General features: G+C 31.3%; 13 protein-coding genes and 1 CRISPR repeat array. Of the genes, 3 read left to right on the plus strand and 10 right to left on the minus strand.

Going from position 1 to position 21,911, the window contains the following annotated elements; genetic code table 11:
- Nucleotides 1-5: 5 nt before the first annotated feature.
- A complete protein-coding gene (locus QZU75_RS03145; protein WP_296881499.1) occupies nt 6-1,091 on the minus strand; it encodes a hypothetical protein in 1,086 nt (361 codons plus the stop codon).
- A complete protein-coding gene (locus QZU75_RS03150; RefSeq protein ID WP_296881500.1) occupies nt 1,081-2,550 on the minus strand; it encodes an AAA family ATPase in 1,470 nt (489 codons plus the stop codon). The genes QZU75_RS03145 and QZU75_RS03150 overlap by 11 nt, the downstream gene beginning before the upstream one ends.
- 268 nt (nt 2,551-2,818) lie before the next feature.
- On the opposite strand from QZU75_RS03150, the gene QZU75_RS03155 reads away from it, so the two are divergent.
- A complete protein-coding gene (locus QZU75_RS03155; RefSeq protein WP_296881501.1) occupies nt 2,819-3,421 on the plus strand; it encodes a hypothetical protein in 603 nt (200 codons plus the stop codon).
- A 424-nt stretch (nt 3,422-3,845) separates the two neighbouring features.
- Here the strand turns inward: QZU75_RS03155 and QZU75_RS03160 are convergent, their stop codons facing one another.
- The 3 genes from QZU75_RS03160 to QZU75_RS03170 all read right to left on the minus strand — a co-directional run bounded on the left by QZU75_RS03160 (nt 3,846) and on the right by QZU75_RS03170 (nt 10,193).
- Nucleotides 3,846-4,016, minus strand: a complete 171-nt coding sequence (locus QZU75_RS03160) for a hypothetical protein (RefSeq protein WP_296881502.1) — start codon at nt 4,014-4,016, stop codon at nt 3,846-3,848.
- 115 nt (nt 4,017-4,131) lie between these two features.
- Entirely contained in the window at nt 4,132-6,720 is a 2,589-nt protein-coding gene (locus tag QZU75_RS03165; RefSeq protein WP_296881503.1) for a helicase C-terminal domain-containing protein, read from the minus strand.
- Nucleotides 6,721-7,076: 356 nt separating this feature from the next.
- Nucleotides 7,077-10,193 carry an ATP-dependent DNA helicase gene (locus QZU75_RS03170; RefSeq protein WP_296881504.1) on the minus strand — a complete coding sequence of 1,039 codons (3,117 nt, stop codon included), beginning with the start codon at nt 10,191-10,193 and terminating at the stop codon, nt 7,077-7,079.
- A 321-nt stretch (nt 10,194-10,514) separates the two neighbouring features.
- Here QZU75_RS03170 and QZU75_RS03175 point away from each other — a divergent pair, with 321 nt between their 5' ends.
- Nucleotides 10,515-11,012 (plus strand): hypothetical protein, encoded by a 498-nt coding sequence (locus QZU75_RS03175; protein WP_296881505.1) that lies wholly within the window; start codon nt 10,515-10,517, stop codon nt 11,010-11,012.
- Between the two features lie 296 nt (nt 11,013-11,308).
- Here QZU75_RS03175 and QZU75_RS03180 read toward each other — a convergent pair whose 3' ends face one another.
- On the minus strand, nt 11,309-13,171 hold the full coding sequence (locus tag QZU75_RS03180; protein ID WP_296881506.1) for a DUF2075 domain-containing protein: 1,863 nt from the start codon (nt 13,169-13,171) through the stop codon (nt 11,309-11,311).
- Nucleotide 13,172: 1 nt separating this feature from the next.
- Entirely contained in the window at nt 13,173-13,487 is a 315-nt protein-coding gene (locus QZU75_RS03185) for a nucleotide pyrophosphohydrolase (RefSeq protein WP_296881507.1), read from the minus strand.
- Nucleotides 13,488-14,259: 772 nt separating this feature from the next.
- A CRISPR array of direct repeats spans nt 14,260-14,549; the repeat unit is 29 nt; unit sequence GTTTCCATACTATTAAGTCTATTTTAAAC.
- 94 nt (nt 14,550-14,643) lie between these two features.
- Here QZU75_RS03185 and QZU75_RS03190 point away from each other — a divergent pair.
- Complete coding sequence (locus QZU75_RS03190) at nt 14,644-15,765, plus strand: tyrosine-type recombinase/integrase (protein WP_296881508.1); 1,122 nt, start codon at nt 14,644-14,646, stop codon at nt 15,763-15,765.
- Between the two features lie 245 nt (nt 15,766-16,010).
- Here QZU75_RS03190 and QZU75_RS03195 read toward each other — a convergent pair whose 3' ends face one another.
- The 3 genes from QZU75_RS03195 to QZU75_RS03205 all read right to left on the minus strand — a co-directional run bounded on the left by QZU75_RS03195 (nt 16,011) and on the right by QZU75_RS03205 (nt 21,747).
- On the minus strand, nt 16,011-16,457 hold the full coding sequence (locus QZU75_RS03195; RefSeq protein WP_296881509.1) for a hypothetical protein: 447 nt from the start codon (nt 16,455-16,457) through the stop codon (nt 16,011-16,013).
- A 121-nt stretch (nt 16,458-16,578) separates the two neighbouring features.
- The gene (locus tag QZU75_RS03200; RefSeq protein ID WP_296881510.1) at nt 16,579-18,189 is read right to left on the minus strand and encodes a hypothetical protein; all 1,611 of its coding nucleotides are present in this window, start codon (nt 18,187-18,189) and stop codon (nt 16,579-16,581) included.
- A 207-nt stretch (nt 18,190-18,396) separates the two neighbouring features.
- Nucleotides 18,397-21,747, minus strand: coding sequence for a hypothetical protein (locus QZU75_RS03205; RefSeq protein WP_296881511.1), 3,351 nt, complete (start codon nt 21,745-21,747; stop codon nt 18,397-18,399).
- Nucleotides 21,748-21,911: the final 164 nt, after the last annotated feature.

The raw sequence follows: 21,911 nt of genomic DNA on the forward strand, positions 1-21,911 counted from the left end.
TTCTGTTATTTGTAGTCATCTACGGATTTTATGAGAATGTCCATGTCATCAATGAGACTGTCGACATCATCTTCTTTAGCATCGTCTATGCTTAAAACCAGTTCATTGGCCAAAGCATCCATCTTGGAGATGATTTTCTTTAATATATCAACTTTTGCATCAAGCTCCTGTCTGATTCTTGGAGTGTCATCACTTGCAAGCTTAATAATGTTCATTGCAGACTCGTACTGACTTTTAAAGAGTTTACTTGCATTGTCAACAGATGATATGAATCTTGTATATGTAAGCTGAGGAGGTGCAAAACGCTTTTCAATAAGCTCTCTTGCAGCTTTCTCCTTTGAATCGAATTTGACATTCAACTCTTCAATTTCCCTTTTGTAAACCAGTAAATCCTCATCGATTCCATCCTTTTGAGACACCGGTATTTCAGCCTCTTTCGGCTTTTCAATTTCAGCCTGCTTTTTGACTTGCTTAGGCTTTTTAGGTTCTTTGATTTTTTTGACACCTGGATCCTTATTGGTGAGCTTGTGGATTATAAAACCTGCTATAAATATAGGAAGGGTAAAAACTGCAGCTACAATTACACCTACAAAGAGATTTTTGGATACTGCAGTTCCAAGAATGGTAAAACCGACAAATAGAACAATGCTTATTATTTTTGTTTTTGAAAGTCTGAAATAACCTGTCTTTTTGTCCTGCCAGTAAAAAAGGAGATTGCCCATATCACTTAAAAGTCCGTAATCACTGCTTTCAAGCTGATTTTGGGAAGGATGTGAGATTACTTTGTGTAAGACATAACTTACAAGAAATGCCAGTGCAGTAAATATTAAAGTAAGGCCCAGCACTCCAAGAGGATATGGTGAAGTAATGCATGTCAGTATCAATACAACAAAAACAAAGATTGAAAATACCTTTGTTTTTGAAATCATGTAGTAATTGTTATAGTTCCAGTAGAACAGTTTGTGTGTTAGGGAGTCGTCAGGTACTGTAAGTTCACCTGAAAGCCTGAATGATTGTGATTTGCAGTTAGGACAGAATTTCGCATTTCCGTTGACCCTTTTTCCGCAGTTATTGCATATCTTATATGTCATTGTCATCCACCAAAAAGTCTTCATAAGTTAAAGTGTTCAGTTCTTCATCTGTAATGTCATCTTTTAAGGCAAGTCTGTTTGCCTGTGCTGTTAAAACCTCTTCAAATAGATTTCTCACAGCCCTTGCATTTGCAAAGTTTTCGGATTTGTTTTCATACATCTTCTCGCAGTACTGTTTTATATACTCGTCTGCCGCTTCATCTAGTGTCAGATTTGCGTCTGATGCCATAAGCTTGAAAATATTGTAGAGCTCCTCGCCGTTGTAGTCCTCGAAGTATATGAACTTGTTGAATCTGGACTCAAGACCAGGGTTTGAGTGAAGAAAACTGTCCATAAGGGCAGGATAACCTGCAACAATAACAATCAAATTGTCACGCTTATCCTCCATTGCCTTTAAGAGCGTATCTATTGCTTCCTTTCCGTAGTCGTTTTCACTGCTCTGGTTGAGTGCATATGCCTCATCTATAAACAGGATTCCTCCAAGAGCGGACTGGATAACATCCTGGGTTTTTATTGCGGTCTGACCTACGTATCCGCCAACAAGACCTGACCTGTCGGTTTCAACGAGATGGCCTTTTGAGAGAAGTCCGATTTCATGATATATTTTTGAAAGAAGCCTTGCAACAGTTGTCTTTCCGGTTCCGGGATTGCCTGAAAAAACCAGATGAAGACTCATCGGGGTCTGCTTTATCCCACGTTCCTCTCTAATCTTTCTGATTCTTACAAGATTTATAAGGGAGTTTACATCCTTTTTAACCTTTTCAAGACCTATAAGTTTATTTAAATCTTCAATAAGCTCGTCAAGTGATTTTGACTCTTCGACTTCCTCTTCTTTTTGCTTGGAAATTTCAGGCCGGGTTTCAGGCAGATCTGTTGATATTTCATTTTCCTTCATGTAGTTTTGAAGCCTTTTTATGTATGATACATACATCTCCAGTACATCTTCATCGAGATTATTGTCGACAGTTATGAAAAACTTTCCGAGGAATTTATAGCAGTCAAAAAGCTGTGCGCATGAATTGATATTGTTCATGTCATATTTCAATCCGAACTGGTCGATTTCATGAAGCGCAACAAATGAAAGAGGAATTTCCTCATCGAGCTTCAGTTCGCTGAGGGAGAGTATATCATCAGCAGTGTAGCTGGTATTTAAAAGTGAATTTATAAATTCAACTTCATTATCGGTTATTTTGCCGTCTCCAAGACCAAGATAACTGAACCACTTGAATAAATCATCAAGAACAATGGTTTTAAGGTTCATGCAGTCGAACTGCTCCAGTGCCGGTGAAAAGTCTGAAAATACTCCAACAGTATTCAAAAGAAATGTGAAACTGTTTAGATAATCATTAAGATAATCCATCTGAATTTTTTCAACCTCGCTGGCGCAGGAGGGACATGTCACCTGTGAGCTGTCAAGGATTTTACCGCAATTGTTACAAATAGTCCACTCTAACATCATATTAACATTCTATAATTAATGATATTTAAACATGTTAATTTAAACTCCCGATTAAGTGAATCACTTTTAAAGTCAAAACAATAATTATTTGGAATTATAATATTGATTTTACATTCTAATTTTGATAAAACAACATTAACAATAACTATTTAAATAATTAAAGACATATTACTATTTAATTAAAAAATAAACTGGTATTATCAGTATTTGAAGTCAATTTTACCATGTGGCGACAATTTTACCAAGTCAGACAATCGAGGGAAAAACTATGAATTATAATTTAAAAAGAGATTATGAATTTGTTTCACCTGAAAATGAAATCTGTGAATTTATCAACACTAACAAGAACACAATTGAAATACTTAATGAAATCAGACCTGATTTAGTTAAATATTTTCCGGACAGTACTGTTTCACTTGAGATAAGTGATGAATTAGATTGGACAACCGAAAGAAAGCTTCTTGTTAATGTTTCTGTTGAAGAGGAAACATTTTTTAACGGAATGCTAACCCGTTTCAATGAAATCTATCAGACAATTGATTATTTAATTGAAGATATCTTTTGCCCTATAGTACTGTTTCCGGAGCTGGGTAATGACAATTATGATAGAATGAGCTACTATAGTCCAATCAATCTCATTGCAAGAACCGCTTATTTCAACAGCGATTTTGATAAAAACATGCAGCGTGAGATGACATTAAGAGACATTCCAAAATCACAAAAGAAAGAAGAAGTCCTTGAATACTGCAAAAATCACCCATCAGCGGACATATCAGACATAGTATTTGATTTGCGCCTTGATTTATTTGATGTTGATGATATAATTGACGAATTGGAAGAAAATGGAATAAAATTGGATATTAAATATTAATTGAGGGATATAATGACCACATATTTAAATAAATCATCATCTGCCTAAACGAAAATAACTTCATCACTATTTTAGTGCTGATTTAACCGTAATTTTCTCCAATCCATCCCCTGATTGTTCGGATATCTGCAGTCATAGCAATATCCATCATAGTTTTCAGATTCGCATTCAGGACATACATCATCATCTTCTTCAAATACTATTTCATTTTCCTCCTTAGGTTCTTCATTAAAACTTAACAGACATACCCATTCCTCATATATTTCATCAACAAGGTTTCCATAGCTTTCGCACTTATAAACGTAATCTGTATCAATCCATTCTCCGCAGTAGGGACATTCATAATATATATCCTCTTCTCTGATATCATCACCGCATAATGGGCATTCAATTATAATTAAAACTCCTCCAAATTATTTTCACATTATTCATCGTAAAAATCTGAATCTACATATCCTATTTCTTCTGCCTCCTCAAAGTTGAGGCCATCATCATAATTATCCCAGTCTTCGCTGTCTGACAAGTCAGATCCGCACTCGCAGCATATTGCATTGCTGGAATCATTCAGACATCCGCATACTCTGCATGTTATCATTTTACACCTCGATTAAAATATTGTGAGTTCGTCATATTGTGTACTCAAATAATATACTTCTTGTTAATATTATATTATCACATTATGGATTAAATTATTTTCCACATTATTAATATTACCTCTTCTTTTGATAGTTCAGATTAATTCTTTCTGCCTGCGCAACCGGTTTATTTGCCATAGACTGTTTTCTTGCACCATTTGAAAAGAACTCGCTTTCTAATCCATACATTTCATCAGGATTGAAGACACCCATTTTTGTCAGAAGCTTGAATCTGTTTTTAAACCATGAAAGCTGCCTGTCATCACAGTAGATTCCTGATTTGAAAAAGTCTTTCAGTATCCTCTCATCATCTTCAAACTGGCCGTCCTTTCTGTATATAAATGACAGCTTTTTGTATGGATAGTAGTCATTTACAAAAAGTTCATGACTCAAAAGTCTCAGGCAGAACTCACGTGCATTTCCATACTGCTTTTTGCTGATGTATCTTTCGGCCTCTATAATCAAATCCCTTTTGATGTCAATTTTTTCATCATATGAGAGATTCCCATCAATCTCCATAACTGAATCAATATATAGTGGATCAAGTGTTGATTTTGATGGTTTTTTTCTTGAATCCTTTTTCATCTTGATTATTTTGACTGAAAGAGGAGGGCTTGTTGTGAGATTGACCTTTCCGATCTTTCTCATCTGGAGAAATTCGTTTTCAAGCTCGCCCATATTGGAATCATAGTCAAAATATCCCATATTGTCCAGAAGTTTAAGCCTTTTTTTAAAGTCGTTCAGGGTGTTTTTGGTTGCATAGATTCCTGATTTTAAAAACTTAACGAAAGTTTCGGTTTCCTGCTCGTACATGAATGCCCTTTCATAGGATTCGGCAAGCTTTTGATATGCATAATAGTCATGTTCAAAGAGTTTATTTGAAAGCAGTTTCCGATAAAATACAATCGCCTTTTGTGTTTCATCATTTTTTAAAAGCTCTTCACCCTTACGTATATATTCATATTTCAAATCCACCATCTTTTTAAAGTCAAGACCGGTTAACATATCTACATTAACATTATCTTCTCTTGGAGTGAACCGGTCTATTGCATCCCTGAATGTGTCCGGAATAAAGTGGTTGTCCTGACTGTCCTCGGAGATAAAACCTGTCAGACGATTGTCTATAAAATAGGTTGTGCAGTAATCCTCTTCAAATCTCATTCCCCTTCCGTGTGTCTGAACCAGGGAAAGGGATGTCTTGTAGCTGTACCATTTGGAGTCAAAGGCATTTCTTGTGTAGGTCTGCTTGTCTCCCAAATCAGGATAGGGAATCTTGTAAATTATTTGAAATCTGCATTCCTCTCCCGGAAGATCCACACCTTCACCAACTGATGGTGACACCAGAACAAGAGGTTTTCTGGATTTTTTAAACTCATCAATGACATCCGCTCTGTTTTGAGCATCATGATAGATAAATCTGTCGCTTGAAATCTCATCAATTATAAAGTCCCTGCATCTTGAGCTTACTGTGTGGATTATACCCTTGTCGTTTTTATGCTTTTCAAGAATTTCCTTTAATGTATCAATTGTTCTAGGAGCGGATTCGGCGATATGCTTTCTTGACATGTTAAACTCGGAATATGTTTTAATCGGATTTCTTTTAATGTCAAAGGGGCTTTTTCGCCTTATTGCATATATCTCATCGGGTGAAATTCCAAGCCAGTGTGCAAAAAGCCTGTAATCAAGAATGGTTGCACTCATAAAAAGACACACGTCAGCATATTTGAACAGTGTATTTTTGGCATAATTATCGATTTTAAGAGGCTTGAACTGAGCTATTTCAAAATCTCTGTCGTAGTCAAATATCCACATCTTCGGGTCAAATTCCAAGTGTGTTAAAAAACGCTTGCAGTCGCCAATCTTGTTTTTAATGAAGATTTTCTTTTCTGAAAGTTCCGGCCTGTCAATATCCCTGATTTTGGAGAGTTCGTTTTCATATCCCTCTTTAATTTTAACTACAAAACTGATCCAGTCTGTATAGTCACTGGTGGCGAGCTCGTCAATACGCTGCTTTGAAAGATTTATCTTCAGATATTCCTTCAAATCCTTTCTTTCAAATTCCAACGTCAGCTGGCTCATTATCATGTTTTCGATGTTGTGGGCCTCATCACAAATCATGATGTCTCTTGGAAGAAAGTCCTCAACATAATTAAGCTCCAAAAACATGTATGGATAGTTTGCTATTGTAACATCAGCCATCATTGCCTGAAACTTCTGATAGTAATAGTTGCAGGTGTTTTTCTTTGTTATTTCACATGTTGAGTGGTTTTTAAGCGAATATCTGCAGGCATAGCCCTCAACGACACACCTTCCAAAATCACAGGTCTGTTTGACCCCATCCTCAAGATACCTTTTGCACTTGAAATTACCTCTTCCCTTAACCAGTTTAAAGCCCAAATTTTTGAAATCCCCCAGGTACTGGTTCTGGAGCTGCTTTGTAATTGTGAGAATATATGATGAGTCAAACATCCCAGCTAAAGTCGCTGCAATGGCAGATTTTCCAGTACCTGTTCCTGCCTCAAGGACAATGTATCTGTAACCTCTGTCTATAGCCCGCTTGATTTCTGATATTGTTTCAAGCTGAAATTGTCTTGCCTTGCTGAATGGAAAATGTTTTGCTGCCTGAGGGTTGATTTTTGAATAATTGCTGTACTGCCATATCATAATACTTCTAAACACCATATATTTTTTAAAAACACTATTTACTTGATTATTTAATTACACTTTATTTAAAGTTCATGACAGAGCATTTGATAAGTAATATCATTAATTATATAATTTCATTTAGCATCTGATTAAAATACTGTATCACAAAATACACATTTATCTCTTAATAGCACTTCTCTTGCAGTTTGGACCGTGCCCTGTTTTGTAAATTCCCTAACTGATGTTAATAGATTGGCTTAAAGTGCCCTGCGGGTAAGGCAATAATCTCCACCCGCAAAACATCCTCGTCTTGCCATGATAAATCACTCTTTTTTAATTAATGGTTTAATTGAAACATGATTTAAAAGAATCTGTTAAATATTATTTTCATTTAAATACAATTCACTTGCAAATTCTTTTGGCTTACAGAAGTATCTGTATGAACATCTCACACATTCATCTTGCCTTTCCGGTTTTTTTACAAAAACTCCTTTATCGATTTGACATGCCACTTCATTTAACATGTTCAATTCATCACTCATTACATTTTCATCAATTTCAACTTCATAAGGATGATCATTTAAAACAAAATGAATAATCGCTTTTTTAATTTTATATTTATTGTATTCAGGCAGATCCCATAATGCAGAAGCATAAATATAGGACTGTTTTTTATAACCTTCAATGTGGTCTTCATCAAATTCTGCATATTTATAATCAAGAATAACAATTTCATTTTCTGAGGTTTTATAGATTAAATCAATTGCCCCGTTTAAAAGGTATTCTCCTCTGAATATTTCAAAGTCAAATTCAGCTTCAAGGACTTCACGGTTTACGGAATAAGTCTCATAATAATTAATGACATTTGTTTTAAATTCCTCAAATTCATCAGGATTTTCGTCAATGTCGAACATAGATTTATAGGTATCATATGTGATTTGTGAGAGCTCGTCTCTATTTAGTTTTATGCCTTCAATGAGTTTCAGGTTGCATTTTTCCATTATTTCATGAAATACTGTTCCTCTGTTTGCTGCTTTTGCACCGGAACGTCTGAAACCTAAATTATAACCCAAATCATATTTGAATGGGCATGAAATGTATTTTGTGTATTTTGAATAGTTCAGCACAACAGGTCCACTATCACTTTCTGCGTAATGTTCCATGATTTTTACATTGCTTAAATCTTCAAGATTGAATGGAGTGGTGTAATCTCTAATTCTTTCGATTTGTTCAGGCACTTTCTTGAGTGTAGAGAGTATCAAAAGGTCGGCGGCTCTTGTCATTGCAACATAAAGAACCCTGTCCTCTTCTTCAATATTCAGCTGATTTTCCTCTTCAATTGTGATAAATTCATGTTTTAAATTGCCATTATTGTCTTTTTTAAGAATTGTTTTATATTTTAAGCATTCATTTGGTGTGTAATACGTATCATTTGGGAAAATGAAATCTTTTTCACGATTAGGATCTTTAGAAATCATTGGAAACTTGTCCTTTTCAAGAGACGTGATGATTGTTACCGGAAACTCAAGGCCCTTGGCTGCATGAATTGTCATGAGCTGAACGCCTTTTGTTTCGCTTTGATATGAATCGTAATTGGATATTGAGCTATTTAAAAAGAACAATACACCTCTAAAATCAGTTTCTGATATGAATGATTCATAATTTGAAATTGTTTGGGTCAGTTTTGCAATGTTGGCGATTTCTGCATAATCAAGCTCATAGTCAAAAATATTACTCAATGCAACCAGCCGGTAGAATACATCCAGTATTGTTGGAGGCTCTTCTGCTTCAATTTCGGTTTTGATTTCACCCAATTTTTCAAAAAACTGCCTATCTTTTGGATTTTGGATTTTATCCAAATCAATTTCAGGCATTTTGATGTTTTTAAAGATTTCACAGATTCTGTCCTGATTTTCTCTTTTTTTAACTCTGTGTACTTTATCAACGGAATATTTATTCTCTTTACCTGCCAATTCATTTTCAATTCTGGTAACTTCCTCGTAATATGAATCCTGCAGGTCACAAAGATAGGATTTGGTTGAATTGTCAAGTGATATAAATGGGGTGTCGAAGTATAAACCACAAAATGCTTTAAGGTTTAATTCATCTAGTTCATCATTGGATAGAACATAACCAACATTGGTATTTCTGGATACATACCACAGCATGGTCAGGACTGTTTTAACCTCTTCTTTTGAAGACAAATCACTCTGACCCCTAATTGAATAATCAATATTAGAATCACTGTTGAATTTTTCAATTAAAGCGGCAATGGTTTTATCAGTGTGCTTTCTGTATAATACTGCAACATCAGAGTAATCCTTAATCAGATTGTTTAGTTTCAAGTATTTTATAATTTCATAAACATTTTCAGCCTCATCATCACTATTTTTATTTTCAAGTAAAAAATTAGGATTATTATATCCCTTGCCGTTACTTACCATATGTTTTTGAGAAGTTTCCTTTCTTTGAGGAGCAATGAAAGCCTCGGTCAATTCAACAATACTGTCAGTTGATCTGAAATTGACATCCAGGCTTAAAACATCCGGTGAGTCAAGTCTGATAAGCTCATCGAAAAAGTCATTGAATGAACTTCTAAAAGCATAGATATGCTGGTCAACATCACCAACAGCCGTAAAGTAATCACAGTTTGCTCTTAAAGTCTCAAAAATCCTAAACTGCAGAGGATCAGTGTCCTGAAACTCATCAACAAAGACTGTAGTGTATTTAGTGATTGGGTCTTTTTTAAGCTCTTCCAATGCCTTCAGCTGTAAAGTGTCATAATCAACATAATTATACTCATCAAGAAGTTTCAAATACTTTGGATAGGCCTTTGCAATTTGTAAGTATCTTGCATTATACCATGATTTGGAAAAGAGTCTTGACTCATCAAATTCATCAGGATTTTTCTTTTTTTCCTTTTTTAGAGGCTCATCATAATCATCAATGCGCTTTTTGGAAAAATAATCTAAGGATTTAATAAAATCAACGTATTCTTTAGTAATTACTCTTGAATCACTGATTTTTTTAGTTAATTCATTAGTATCAACGTTAAAACATGTATATTCTCCGAATTTATTTAATACTCCTGGAAACTGATAATCCAAAACAGTGTTTTCGTTTATAAAACCAAGTTCATTTTTAAATTTTTGAATGAATAATGTCTTTTTTTCGGAAGTATCATCATCAAGTAAATTCAGAGACATGTTTTTTGTCTTTAGATATTCAAGACAGAATGAATGGATTGTGGAAATCTGCATCTTTAAAACTGTTGAATTAGAAAGTTCCTGCCTTAATTTAAATTTTAAATTATCAGCCGCTTTGGTTGTAAAGGTAATTACAAGAAACGATTCTGGATCAACACCCTTTTTAATCAGCTCTTTAATCCTCTCAACAAGGATAGTAGTTTTACCTGAACCGGGACCCGCTTCAATTAAAAGAGTTCCTTTTCCATATTCAATTACTTTCTTTTGATTTCCTACAAATTCCATATTATTCACTCCTTAGTAATAATATTGTGTTTATAAATATATAATTTATTTGAATTTAATTTCAAAATTAATAGATTTTTTAATAAATTTTTGCTTTAATCAATTAGTATTACGTTTTAATTCTTGTCCTGGAGAAATTTGTGTTCCAATATGGATTCCTCTTGAAATTGTCCATCCTAACTATTACAAGCAGTTAAAAGAGTATCATCAGTATTTATTTTTTACTTGAGAAGCAAATCAGTGAATTCTAATAAAAATAGGGAAATGTATTAATTATAAAATATATAGATAGATATAAAATGAATATAAAAGGTGTTAAAATTGAAATTTAAAAAATGGATAATATTGAGTTTATTAGTTTTATTAACTATTTCTGTAGTTAATGCAGCAGATACTCATACTTTAACTGTACAAGATACTGATACAAATGAAAGTGTTTATTGGAAATTTACGGGTATTGATTCCAACGCATATAGTCATTTATACGATTATTGTTTAATAACTACTGCTGATGGTAATAATTATTATTTAAATGCAAATCATGCAACTAGCATGTGGGAATATGAACCTGCATTTTATGCTATTGATAAAGCAGTAATGGATGCGGAGTCAAATGGTAAATATTATATATATTCTACTCAAGGAATTGGAGTGATTGATACAGGTAATGACAATACCTCACCAGATTTAAAATATGGATTTAGCTTCAAAAATACTAACAATATGACTATTGAATGGCAAAAAGGAAAAGATGTTGGAATGGATCATGACACAAGAGAAATAACTTCTATAACAATAGATGGTAAAAAAATCTTTTAAGAAAGAATCTGTCCAATATTTCAATTTTTTAGAATTTTGATTTTGAATATTGAATCAATTATTTGAGGTTTGAAGTGTATTTACACAAAACACTTCCTATCTCTTGATATTTTATCTAATTTATACACCAGGCTATTTTTTTCCTTCTTGTCTAATTTCAATCTCATTCTAAATCTGATTCTATGTTGTGAAGACTTTACTATTGATGTTTTCATATTTATTTCAATCCCATTATAGGTCTGATTCCAGACGAGCACTTTGGAATGCTTAAATATGTCGAAACAAAATAATTATCATTATTCCAATCTTTCCTTAAAATAAGCCTGAAGCAACATGTCTTCACAGTAAACATAGCATCCTTTCATTCCACGTGTCATTAAAGTCCTATAAGTATTCTTAATTATTTCATCAGCAAGTTTTAAAGCCTGTTGAGGATTTTCTTTATATCTCTTTTTAATTCCTTTCAAAGACTGGTCTGTTCTTGCCCTTTGTGTAAAATCAGTTACAATATGTTCCCCGTCAAATCTCATGTCATTTCCGATTATTACTCCGACATAATCAAATTCAAGACCCTGAGAAGTGTGAATACAACCGATTTCATTAACTGAAGTCTCATCGATTGCCCAAGTATCAGAGTTTCCCAAGTTCCAGCTCATCGAAAAGTCATCAATCACAATATCGTGAACCTCAGAATTATTCTTTCCTTCCTTTATCCAGTTCCAGCAATAACCTGCCAATAATCTTGCGTTATTATTTGTATTTTTCTCAAAAATTAAATCTCTCAACTCACCTGGTGAATCAACAACTCTGAAATCATAGTCAAAGTCAAATCCGTCAAAATTTGCAGTTTCTTCAATTTCAAGAACATCATTCAGCCAGGACAGGTACCCGTCTGATCCGTTGCATCTGAATTGTGATTCAAGTTTAATATATTCCACTTCTGCATCAAAATATTTGCCAAATTCACGAATGACCTCAATGCTGCCGTAATCATTAATGCTGATTTTTTGATGTTTGTCTATGAAAAATACTGAAAACTTGGAGGCATTGATGATTTCTTTTACCTGATTTTCACCCAGATTACTGAAAAGACCTGATTTTTCATTCAGACGATGGGCTTCATCAACTATTATTGCATCAAATTCATTGGATTTGGACTGTGTGAATGAACCTGAACCCTTAAATAAATTTTTCAAATAGCTCATGGAATGTTTTCCTCCGCGAAGCTTTTCATAAAAGACATTTCTTGGAGCAGAATTTTTAGTGACATAAAGTGATACCATATCATCCGCCATAATGTCCACAAGCAGATTAATGGCCACTACGGATTTGCCGGTTCCCGGACCGCCTTCAACTATCAAAATCCTTTTTGTATCATCGAGATAACTTTCACGAGCCATTTTAATAGCTAACTCATAAGCAATCTTCTGTTCATCAATCATGACAAATTCCTTATTTCCCTCAAGCATGTTTGAAAGGGTATCCTGCAGTTTTTTGGAAGGTCTGATTTTTCCATTGTCAATTCTGTATAATATGTTTGAACTGTCACCGTATTTGACATATTTTTTGATGAAATCTCTGAGTTTTAAAACATCTCTTTTTCCATACAACGGCGCTTCATCATAATAAGGCTTATAAATTTCATCCTTAAGAGGATCATCACTTTTAAAGTCATAGTTATGAAGATATGCACATGGAAATAGCCCAATTTCATCTTCTTCAACAGTCTGATTGAAGTTTCTGATTAAAGAGGCATATGACCAGACCTGATAAGATGGATGTGTGGTTTCACGAATTCCCCCACCCAAATAAGTTTTTACAACCCCGTCTTTACCTGCCACCTTCTGTGCTGAATCCCATTGTTTAAGCTCAATGATAACTACAGAATCATCCTGAAACCTGTTTAGTCCAGTCAATATAAAATCAATTCTTTTAGAAGTTGTCGGAATTGTAAATTCAATGGCTACGCCGCAATCAGATGGAATTTCCGAATCATTTAAAACCTTATACATGTATTCCATGGAGTTTTCCCATGACCTTATCTGTGATTTTGCTGATTTTCCAATCTTTTCCTTATAAACATCATAAATTTCATCGGTAATAGATCCAACCAGAACAGAATCGCAAAATTCCTGTTTTGTAGCTTCATAAACAATCATATTAAAACTCCGTATACTTTAAGGCATTTCCCTTTGACTTGTCAATGGGATACTTTATTGCATTTTTCTCCATTTTATCAAAAATTATTTCGTTAATGTCCAAATCCAATGCATCCGCCATATACATGCAATAAATCAGAACATCGGCAAGTTCCTCTCCGACTTCTTCAATATCATACTCCTTGCCCCACTGAAAATGCTCCAGAAGTTCAGCAGCCTCAATGGAAATTGATTTTGCAAGATTTTCAGGAGAGTGAAATTTCTTCCAGTCACGTTCCCTTTGAAATTTTATTAATTCAGACATTACATCATCCATAAGAAAACCTTCTACATTATAAACAATTTTATACCTACATTACAATATTTACAAATAATTATTTAAATATTTTTTATCAATTCTTTTTTTATTGTTATGTGCAATTTGTGCTTTTTGTAAAAAAAATGAAATAACTGATATAAAATGAGAAAAAGCAATTTGATACTATTTTAACTAATCCTATTGCAGAAAATGAACAAAAATCTTTTAAATTAAGACTATCGACAATGACACTTATTGTTTTACTTTAAATATGATCATCAAAGATTTTCTGAAAATGCAATATCAATAATAAAAAAATTTTTCTACAAATATTACAGATTATAAAAGTTTATGCATTTAAAAAATAGCTAATAAATATAAACAATACAAAAACAAATAGTGGATATATTCAGTGGATTTTATGAAAAGAATTATAATTCATTACCTATTTTCTTAATAGATTATATCCATAATTCCAGATCTTTATGTAAAGGACTGACAATTTGATAAGTTACTTAGAACTGTCGAATTATAAAAATTAAATTCAAATAAGCATGTACACATAAAGGCTTAAACATCCATATCATGAAAAAAACCATTTACACATTAAATGGACTACTGACTATATAATTCCACAAAATCATACTCAAAAAAGGAATAAAAGAATAATACTAATCCATAATCAGCACATATTGGCCAGTAGGTAATCTGACTTTATCCAAATAAATATTATAACTATAAAATAAAAAATGAATAATTTTTATAGAAGATATTGAGCTTGGATAGAAAAGTTTCCATACTATTAAGTCTATTTTAAACATAACATTCCTTGATTGTACCAGCACACATACCATTAGTTTCCATACTATTAAGTCTATTTTAAACCCCCTATGCAGTCCGGCAGCAAGTTCTTACTATTCATGTTTCCATACTATTAAGTCTATTTTAAACTATTCATAAAATTACTAAAATTCAGCCCCCTTAGTGTTTCCATACTATTAAGTCTATTTTAAACTGTTTCATGTACACTGTCTCTGCTTCTTCCTTGGAGGTTTCCATACTATTAAGTCTATTTTAAACTGTGCTTTACATGGATATGGTGGATTACTCGACAGTTTTTAATAGTTACCAAATGCTCTCTTGGTAAAATTGAATTTAGTAAGAGGTATTAAATATGACTATGAAAACTGACGCCGACCTCATCACCTATTTTGGTACGACACGAAACCTGAAAAAAAGCACTATTGATTCCTACACTATCTACATAAGAGAATACAGCAGGTTCAATGACAAAACAATGGTTGAACTTCTTGAAGAAGCTGAAAATGAAGAGGAAGAAGGAATCCGTTGGAAACACAGGACTTTAAGAAAAAGACTGTTGAGCTTTAGAGCACATCTCTATGAAAAACACGCATACATCACTGCCAAAACCAGATTCAGTAAGTTACTCGCATTTTACAGACATTTCGAAATAGAGATCCATCCATTGCCTCCAATCAGTAACAAAAACATAGATGAAGTAGCTATTAGCTTTAAAGACTTGCCTGACAAAGACATTATTAAAAAAGCTTTGAAAATTTCCACACCACTTATGAGATCAATAATTCTTTTTATGAGCTCATCAGGATGTGCAAGAATGGAAACACTAAACCTGACCATAGGAGATTTTGTAAAAGCAACAGAAGACTATCACAGAAGCAATGACATCTATGAAGTATTGAGAAGGTTGAAAAACAATCAGACCGTTGTACCACTGTTCTACCTAAGGAGGCAAAAAACAAACAAATATTATTATACATGCTGCAGCCCTGAAGCAACAACAGAAATAATCAATTATTTGTTAAGTGAACAAAGGTATCTTCAACCTGACTCCCCATTGTTTAAAATCAATGACCAGGAGTTCTTGAAAAGATTCAGATCCATCAACAATCAGTTAAGCCTTGGCAAAGTCGGACACAACATCCGTTTCCGTAGCCATATGCTAAGAAAGTTCCATGCAAGCCAACTTCGTGAAAGCGGGTTGGACATGGACACCATCGATGCATTGCAGGGCAGGGCAAAAACTGAAGTAAGGCAAAGCTATTTCTTTGACAACCCTGAAAACATAAGGGAATCTTACATTGGCCATATGGATTGTTTAACAATCAATTTGGATGTCAACTCCATTGATATCAAAAGTCCTGAATACTTCAAACTGGAAAATGAAAACAGGTCCTATCAGAATCAGATGGATGAGCTTAATGGAAAGCTTAATTTCATCATGCAGCATATTGATGAAGACATTGGACTTTCCTAAATTAAAAAGTGGAATTGAATATTCCACTTCTACTTTTATTTTTTCAAAACTCTCCATAAATACATTTTTTCATATATCATTTTTTTGAAAATAATAGTTACCAAATGCTCTCTTGGGAAAATCCCATATTTTTAATTAATCTTAATATATCAAATAGGAATCACATATTTCAGATGCTTTTTTTGACAAAAGCGTAAAATTGTAAATTTGGTGATGGTTGAGATCCTGGAAATGTGACTCTCTACTCATTTTTCATAAACTTTGCCTATAGATTTATCCCATCTCTCTACAGGTTTAATTAATCCTTCTCCATCAACCATTCCACCTTGCAAGATATTTTTAGCTACTTGGCTGATGTCGATTTTACGTGCCCACAAAATTAAAGTTAGCTTTTGCTCTTGTGATAATTTGTTTTCCTTATCAACAAGAATCATATTAACATTAGCTTTATCAATTCTGTTTTTCAAGATACCTGAAGTGTAACCATCAAGTTTTACAGCATAACGAGCATTAGCTATTGTCTTATTTATTACAGGAGGAAGTGCATCCGGCAAGTCAAGGCCTGTATTAATTCCATCAGTTTTAGGCTGCCTTTCATCCTCACCCCAATAGCTACGCTTGGTATTGTACTGCTCTACACGGTTGTTCAATAATCTAGTTTTAATATAATCAGAAATTCCCATAATAATCATATCATATTTTTTATTATAATATTTATTATATTTTATATATAAAATAAGTAATAAAATTAATGTGGGAGGATAGTACAGAAGAATTTAAAATAAAAAAGAGAAAAAATAAAGGAGGAATCCCTTATTTTTTTACCTTAACTGCTTTAGTAACAGTTAATTTACCGTATATTGCTTGATATTTGATTTTTTTACCTATTTTAAGTTTTTTCAAAACAGTTTTTTTGATAGTAACTTTTGCAATACCCTTTGAATTAGTTTTTGCAGAGTATTTTTTACCATTAAATTTGAAAGTAATCTTTTTATTTTTTAGTGGTGTTTTTCCTTGTTTAAGAGTGACTTGCAAAACTAATTTTTTAGCACTTTTCTTTACATTAACTGTTTTGAGGGATAAACTTATTTTATTCTTTTTAGGAGTATCTTTTTGGGTTGACGGAGTTGTTGATGAAGTGTTTTCTTTTGTACTTGAATTTTCTTTAATATCTGAATCCGAAGTATTTTGTTTGACATTAATTTCATTTGGAACATCGAATGTGATATTTTGAAATACATATTCATCACCCGCTCTAATCAATTCTAGCCTATATTTTCCAGAATATAATTCATTTGGATTAATAACATGTTCTATATTAATCCTTTTTGGAGAAATACCAGAATATCTTTTATCAATCTTTAAAGTATTATTTGAATCATAAATCTTCAAATAAAAATTGTATTTATTATATTCTACTGTTGAAGGTAAGGTTAGATTAATTTTTCCACCAGTCTCTTGAGTGATATTAATAGGTGAAACATTAATTGAATATTTTTGTTCTGAATAGATGTTTAAATAAAAGTCTTTCATTACATACTCTTCTTTGCAATTAAATATGGTGACATGATACCTTCCAGGACTACAGTACGGTTTAACATCTATGGTTGTACTTTTAGCGTTGTATGTGGAATTTATATATTTATTTAGAATAGATCTTTTGGTATCAGGATTATAAATACTTATTCTATAAGCGAATTTATATTTATAATAATTTGGTGCATAGGTTAAATAATTTATAGTTATCTTTCCACCGGATTCATAAGTAATATCACCGCAAGTAATATTAAGTTTATAAGCGCCCCAAGGTGGTAAATCAGCCATAACTGTGCAATTTTTTGTACCTAATATTTTCCCATCTTCACTATTTCTTATTGTTATTCGATAATTTCCAGGACCCAATGTTCTATCAACAGTACATCTGCGATAGATTGTTTTATATTCTCCATTTTCTTTTACAAATTCTCCAGTATATTTTTCACTGATATATAATGGTGATGAAACTGAACCTGCATGTAGTGTAAAATAAAAACTATATTTGTAATCTGAGTATTTACTAGTAGAATTAAATTTAAGATATACTGCAAATCCAGTGACTCCATTAGTGCTACCTATTGATCCAATTTTACTAACATAATAAGCATTTGATGGAATATTGCTTAAAACATCATCACTATCCTCTGCAGAAATTTGATTATCATCATAACTAGATGTTAAAATTTCATATTCATCAGTAAAGTCATCAACTGTTTGATAATTACTGTCCTTCAATTCAAGATTATAATCTTCTTTAATATTAAAATCATCTATGTTATTTTCAATAGATATTGTTTCAGTTGTATTGTTGTCAGCTGCATTAACTGACCCAATTAACAAAATTCCAAATAACAATAATGATAAAATTATCATTCTTTTTAATTTCATTATTAAAACCCTTTAATTTTTAATAATAATATTTCTTAATTAATAGTTATATATAATTTAAGAAAATAATTTTATTTTTTGAGAACATTTTAAAATGAACAAATTTTATTTCATTATCCATAACAAGATTAAATTTATTAATTATACGATGCGCTATAAAATGAATCCTAATTAAAAAAATAGAATAAATAAGTAGATTGGATTCATCTACTTAATTTTAATATTAACTTTTTTAGTTACTTTATTGTAGTATTTATTGCCTGTGTATGTAATTACTGATTTAAAAATACCTTTTTTAGTTAATTTGGTAATTTTAAATGTAGCAACACCTTTACTATTAGTTTTTGCAGTATAAGTTTTCTTATTAACTTTAATAGTAACCTTAGTATTCTTCATAACCTTATTTAAATTATTCTTTAAAGTTATTGAATACTTTTTAGTTTTAACAGACTTCTTAAATGTCTTAGCTTTAGCAGTAATTTTAGGAGTTGCTTTCTTAACATTTACTTTAACAGACTTAGTCATTTTTTCAAATATCTTATTACCATTAAAAGTTATTTTTACTGAGTATAATTTAGGAACTAAACCCTTAGTAGAAACTTTAATTTGACCATTTGAATTAGTAGTTAAAGTTTTTACACCATTACCCATATCTATTAATATATCAACTCCATCAAGGATATTGCCAGCATTATCTTTTAATGTAACAACTAAATTATCATTAACATTATAGACCACATTCACATCTGATGAAGATAATGAAACTTTAAGTTTATTAACCACAACTTTAGTAATGGTGGTTGATTTATCATAAATATCATTTCCATCATAAGTGATTGTTGCGGTATAAATATTTGGATTTAATCCTTTAGTTGAAACTTTAACTTGACCATTTGCGTCTGTAGTTAATGATTTTACTCCATCAAGATTTACAATTATTTTTCCACCAACAATAGCTTGACCATATTTATCTTGGATAGTTACAACTAGATAGTCATTATTATTATAATTTGTTGTTACATCCTTGGTAATTATATCTACTGAGTTCTTATATAATACTAAACTTGCTGTGTCCATCACATAATTATCTTGATAATTTATAATTTTGATAGTATACTCACCTGCACTTAAAATTTTATTATCAACAGTATAATATTCATACTCCTCTAAATGCCAATTACTAAACCTTTTACTAATTTTTTCAACATTATTTGAATCATAAATTTTTAAATAAAAATCATAATCATAAGTACAACTATGATTTGGTGGATCAATTTTTATAGGAATAGTTACATTAGAATCATAAAATACCATTATATCATTAACAGAAGCAGAATAATAATTATGAGGTATAGATTGAATATTTAAATTTGCAACACTCATTAAACCGTTATCTCCATTATTAATAATTTTAATAGTATAGTTTCCCGGAGTAAATATATTTTTATCAAGTTTATAAGTTTCTTTATAACCCAAGTACCATACATTAAGATCAAACTCATTAAATCTTTGACAAATTAATTCATTACCATTTGAATCAAAAATTTTTAAATAAAAATCATAGCTATACGAACCATCAGATGTTTCAGAAATATAAATATCAATATAATTTTTAGAATTTAATTCAATACTTGTATTCTGAACAGTAACTGAATAATCTAAATTACTTAATGACCCTACAATTAATTTAGCAGAATCCATAACAAAATTTCCTTCAGTATCAACCAAATTAACTGTATACACTCCAGTTGAAAATGTTGAACCAATATTGGCATATTCAGTACAGGAATAAGTTCCTTCATTTTTAAATCTTTGACTAATCTTTAGACGACCCTTCGGATCATAAACTTTTAAATAAAAATCATAACTAAATTTGGAATTTGGTTCAATTCGAGAAATATATATAGTAATTCTACCATTTTCTCCTTTTTCAATAGAAACATCTGAAAGAATCCTTGCTGAATAATCAGAACCCGGTTTTGGTTTTACTATCAATTTTGAGTAACAATTAGGAGAACTTTTGTTATAATTTATTAATCTAATTGCATAATCCCCTGATTTTAAAGACATAGGATTGAAACTATAACTTTCAACACAACTTGAATTAGAAGAATTAGAATATCTTTTACTAATTATTTCATTATTATTTGAATCATAGACTTTTAAATAAAAATCATAATAATAATTACCATTATAAGCTGGATAAATGTTCATAGTAATATTTCCATTAGTTCCATAATTTATAGTAGTATCTGAAACAACCATAAGATAATTATAATCCAAACTATTTTCAACAATTAAACTAGCTGTATCTAAATTCTTCCCTCCAGATGATATAATCTTGATAGTATAATTGTCAACTTTTAAGTGAGAAGTATTAAGTTTAACTGAAACGGTTCCCCAATTTGAACCTTTACAATATTGATGAATCAGCCTATTATTTTGTGAGTCATAAATATTTATATAAAAAGCATAATTATTAGATGGATTTTCATTATCTTTGAAGACATTTAAACGAAATGTATTAGTGGTTCCAAAGGTAAAATACTGATCATCAATATCAACAGAATATCCTGGCCCAGTATTTGAATTAGTAGTTAATATAGTCAATTTTTTAGAAGAATATGTTATATCTCCAATACAAATATTAACAGAATATGTGCCTGCTGATAAGTCATTTGCTTTAATAGTATAATATAAAATGTCTTTAGGATTACAATTTGTATTAATGTATCTTTTATTAATTTTTAGATTATTATTCGAATCATAAACTTTCAAATAAAAATCATATTTATAAATATTATCATCATATTGAATAACAGTCATTGTAATTTCTGTATTTTCTCCTTTTTTTATAGTAGTATTGCTCAATTCAAGTTCAACTTTATAATTAGCTTTATGTGTAATAGTTAAAGAAGTAGTAGCTTTCACTTGATTTGATGAAACAAACTTAACCACATACTTTCTTAATGCAAAAATATGATAATATTCACTGTCTATTTTAGTAGAATCAACACAATATAATAAATTAGTATCGCCTCGACCACTACCAGAAAATTTATCGCTCGTTAATATTAATTTACTATTTTCATCATAAATTTCAAGATGAAAATCATATGAATATGGTAAAGGTTGAGCTAAATTATTTTCATATGATTTAAGTGTTATTCCAATGGCAACGGTATTTCCATAATTTGTAGTAACTGAAGGCATAACAATTTTATAGTCTATATCCTCAGAAGTCACACCTAAAATATCATTTAATTGTTTATATCTAGTATCACTTCCATTTGGATAGTTTTCATAATTAACATTAGTTGAATTATTAATTTTTGTGTTATCTTCTATGAACTCCACGTTATTGATTTCATTTTGATTTCTTGTTAAATCATCATTAATTTGGTTTGATATATCCACATCTGATGATTGCATTATTGAATCATTGCTTTCTGTGAAAACTAATTCATCAGTATCATTAAATTCAGAAGCAGATACACTAGCAACACTAATCAAACAAATTATCAAACAAATGATGAATATAATTTTTTTATTTATCATTATTCCACCACATTTATATATTATATGTATTCTATTAAATTAATAAATAATTTATGAATAATTCGGACTCTTTCAAAAACTTTGTTGATTTGAAATTTTTTGATGAAAATTAGTTGTGAATTTTTAATTTTATCTAAAAATAGTTAAATTTAATAAATAGGCGG

The sequence above is a fragment of the uncultured Methanobrevibacter sp. genome (assembly GCF_902764455.1).
Classification (GTDB): Archaea; Methanobacteriota; Methanobacteria; order Methanobacteriales; family Methanobacteriaceae; genus Methanocatella.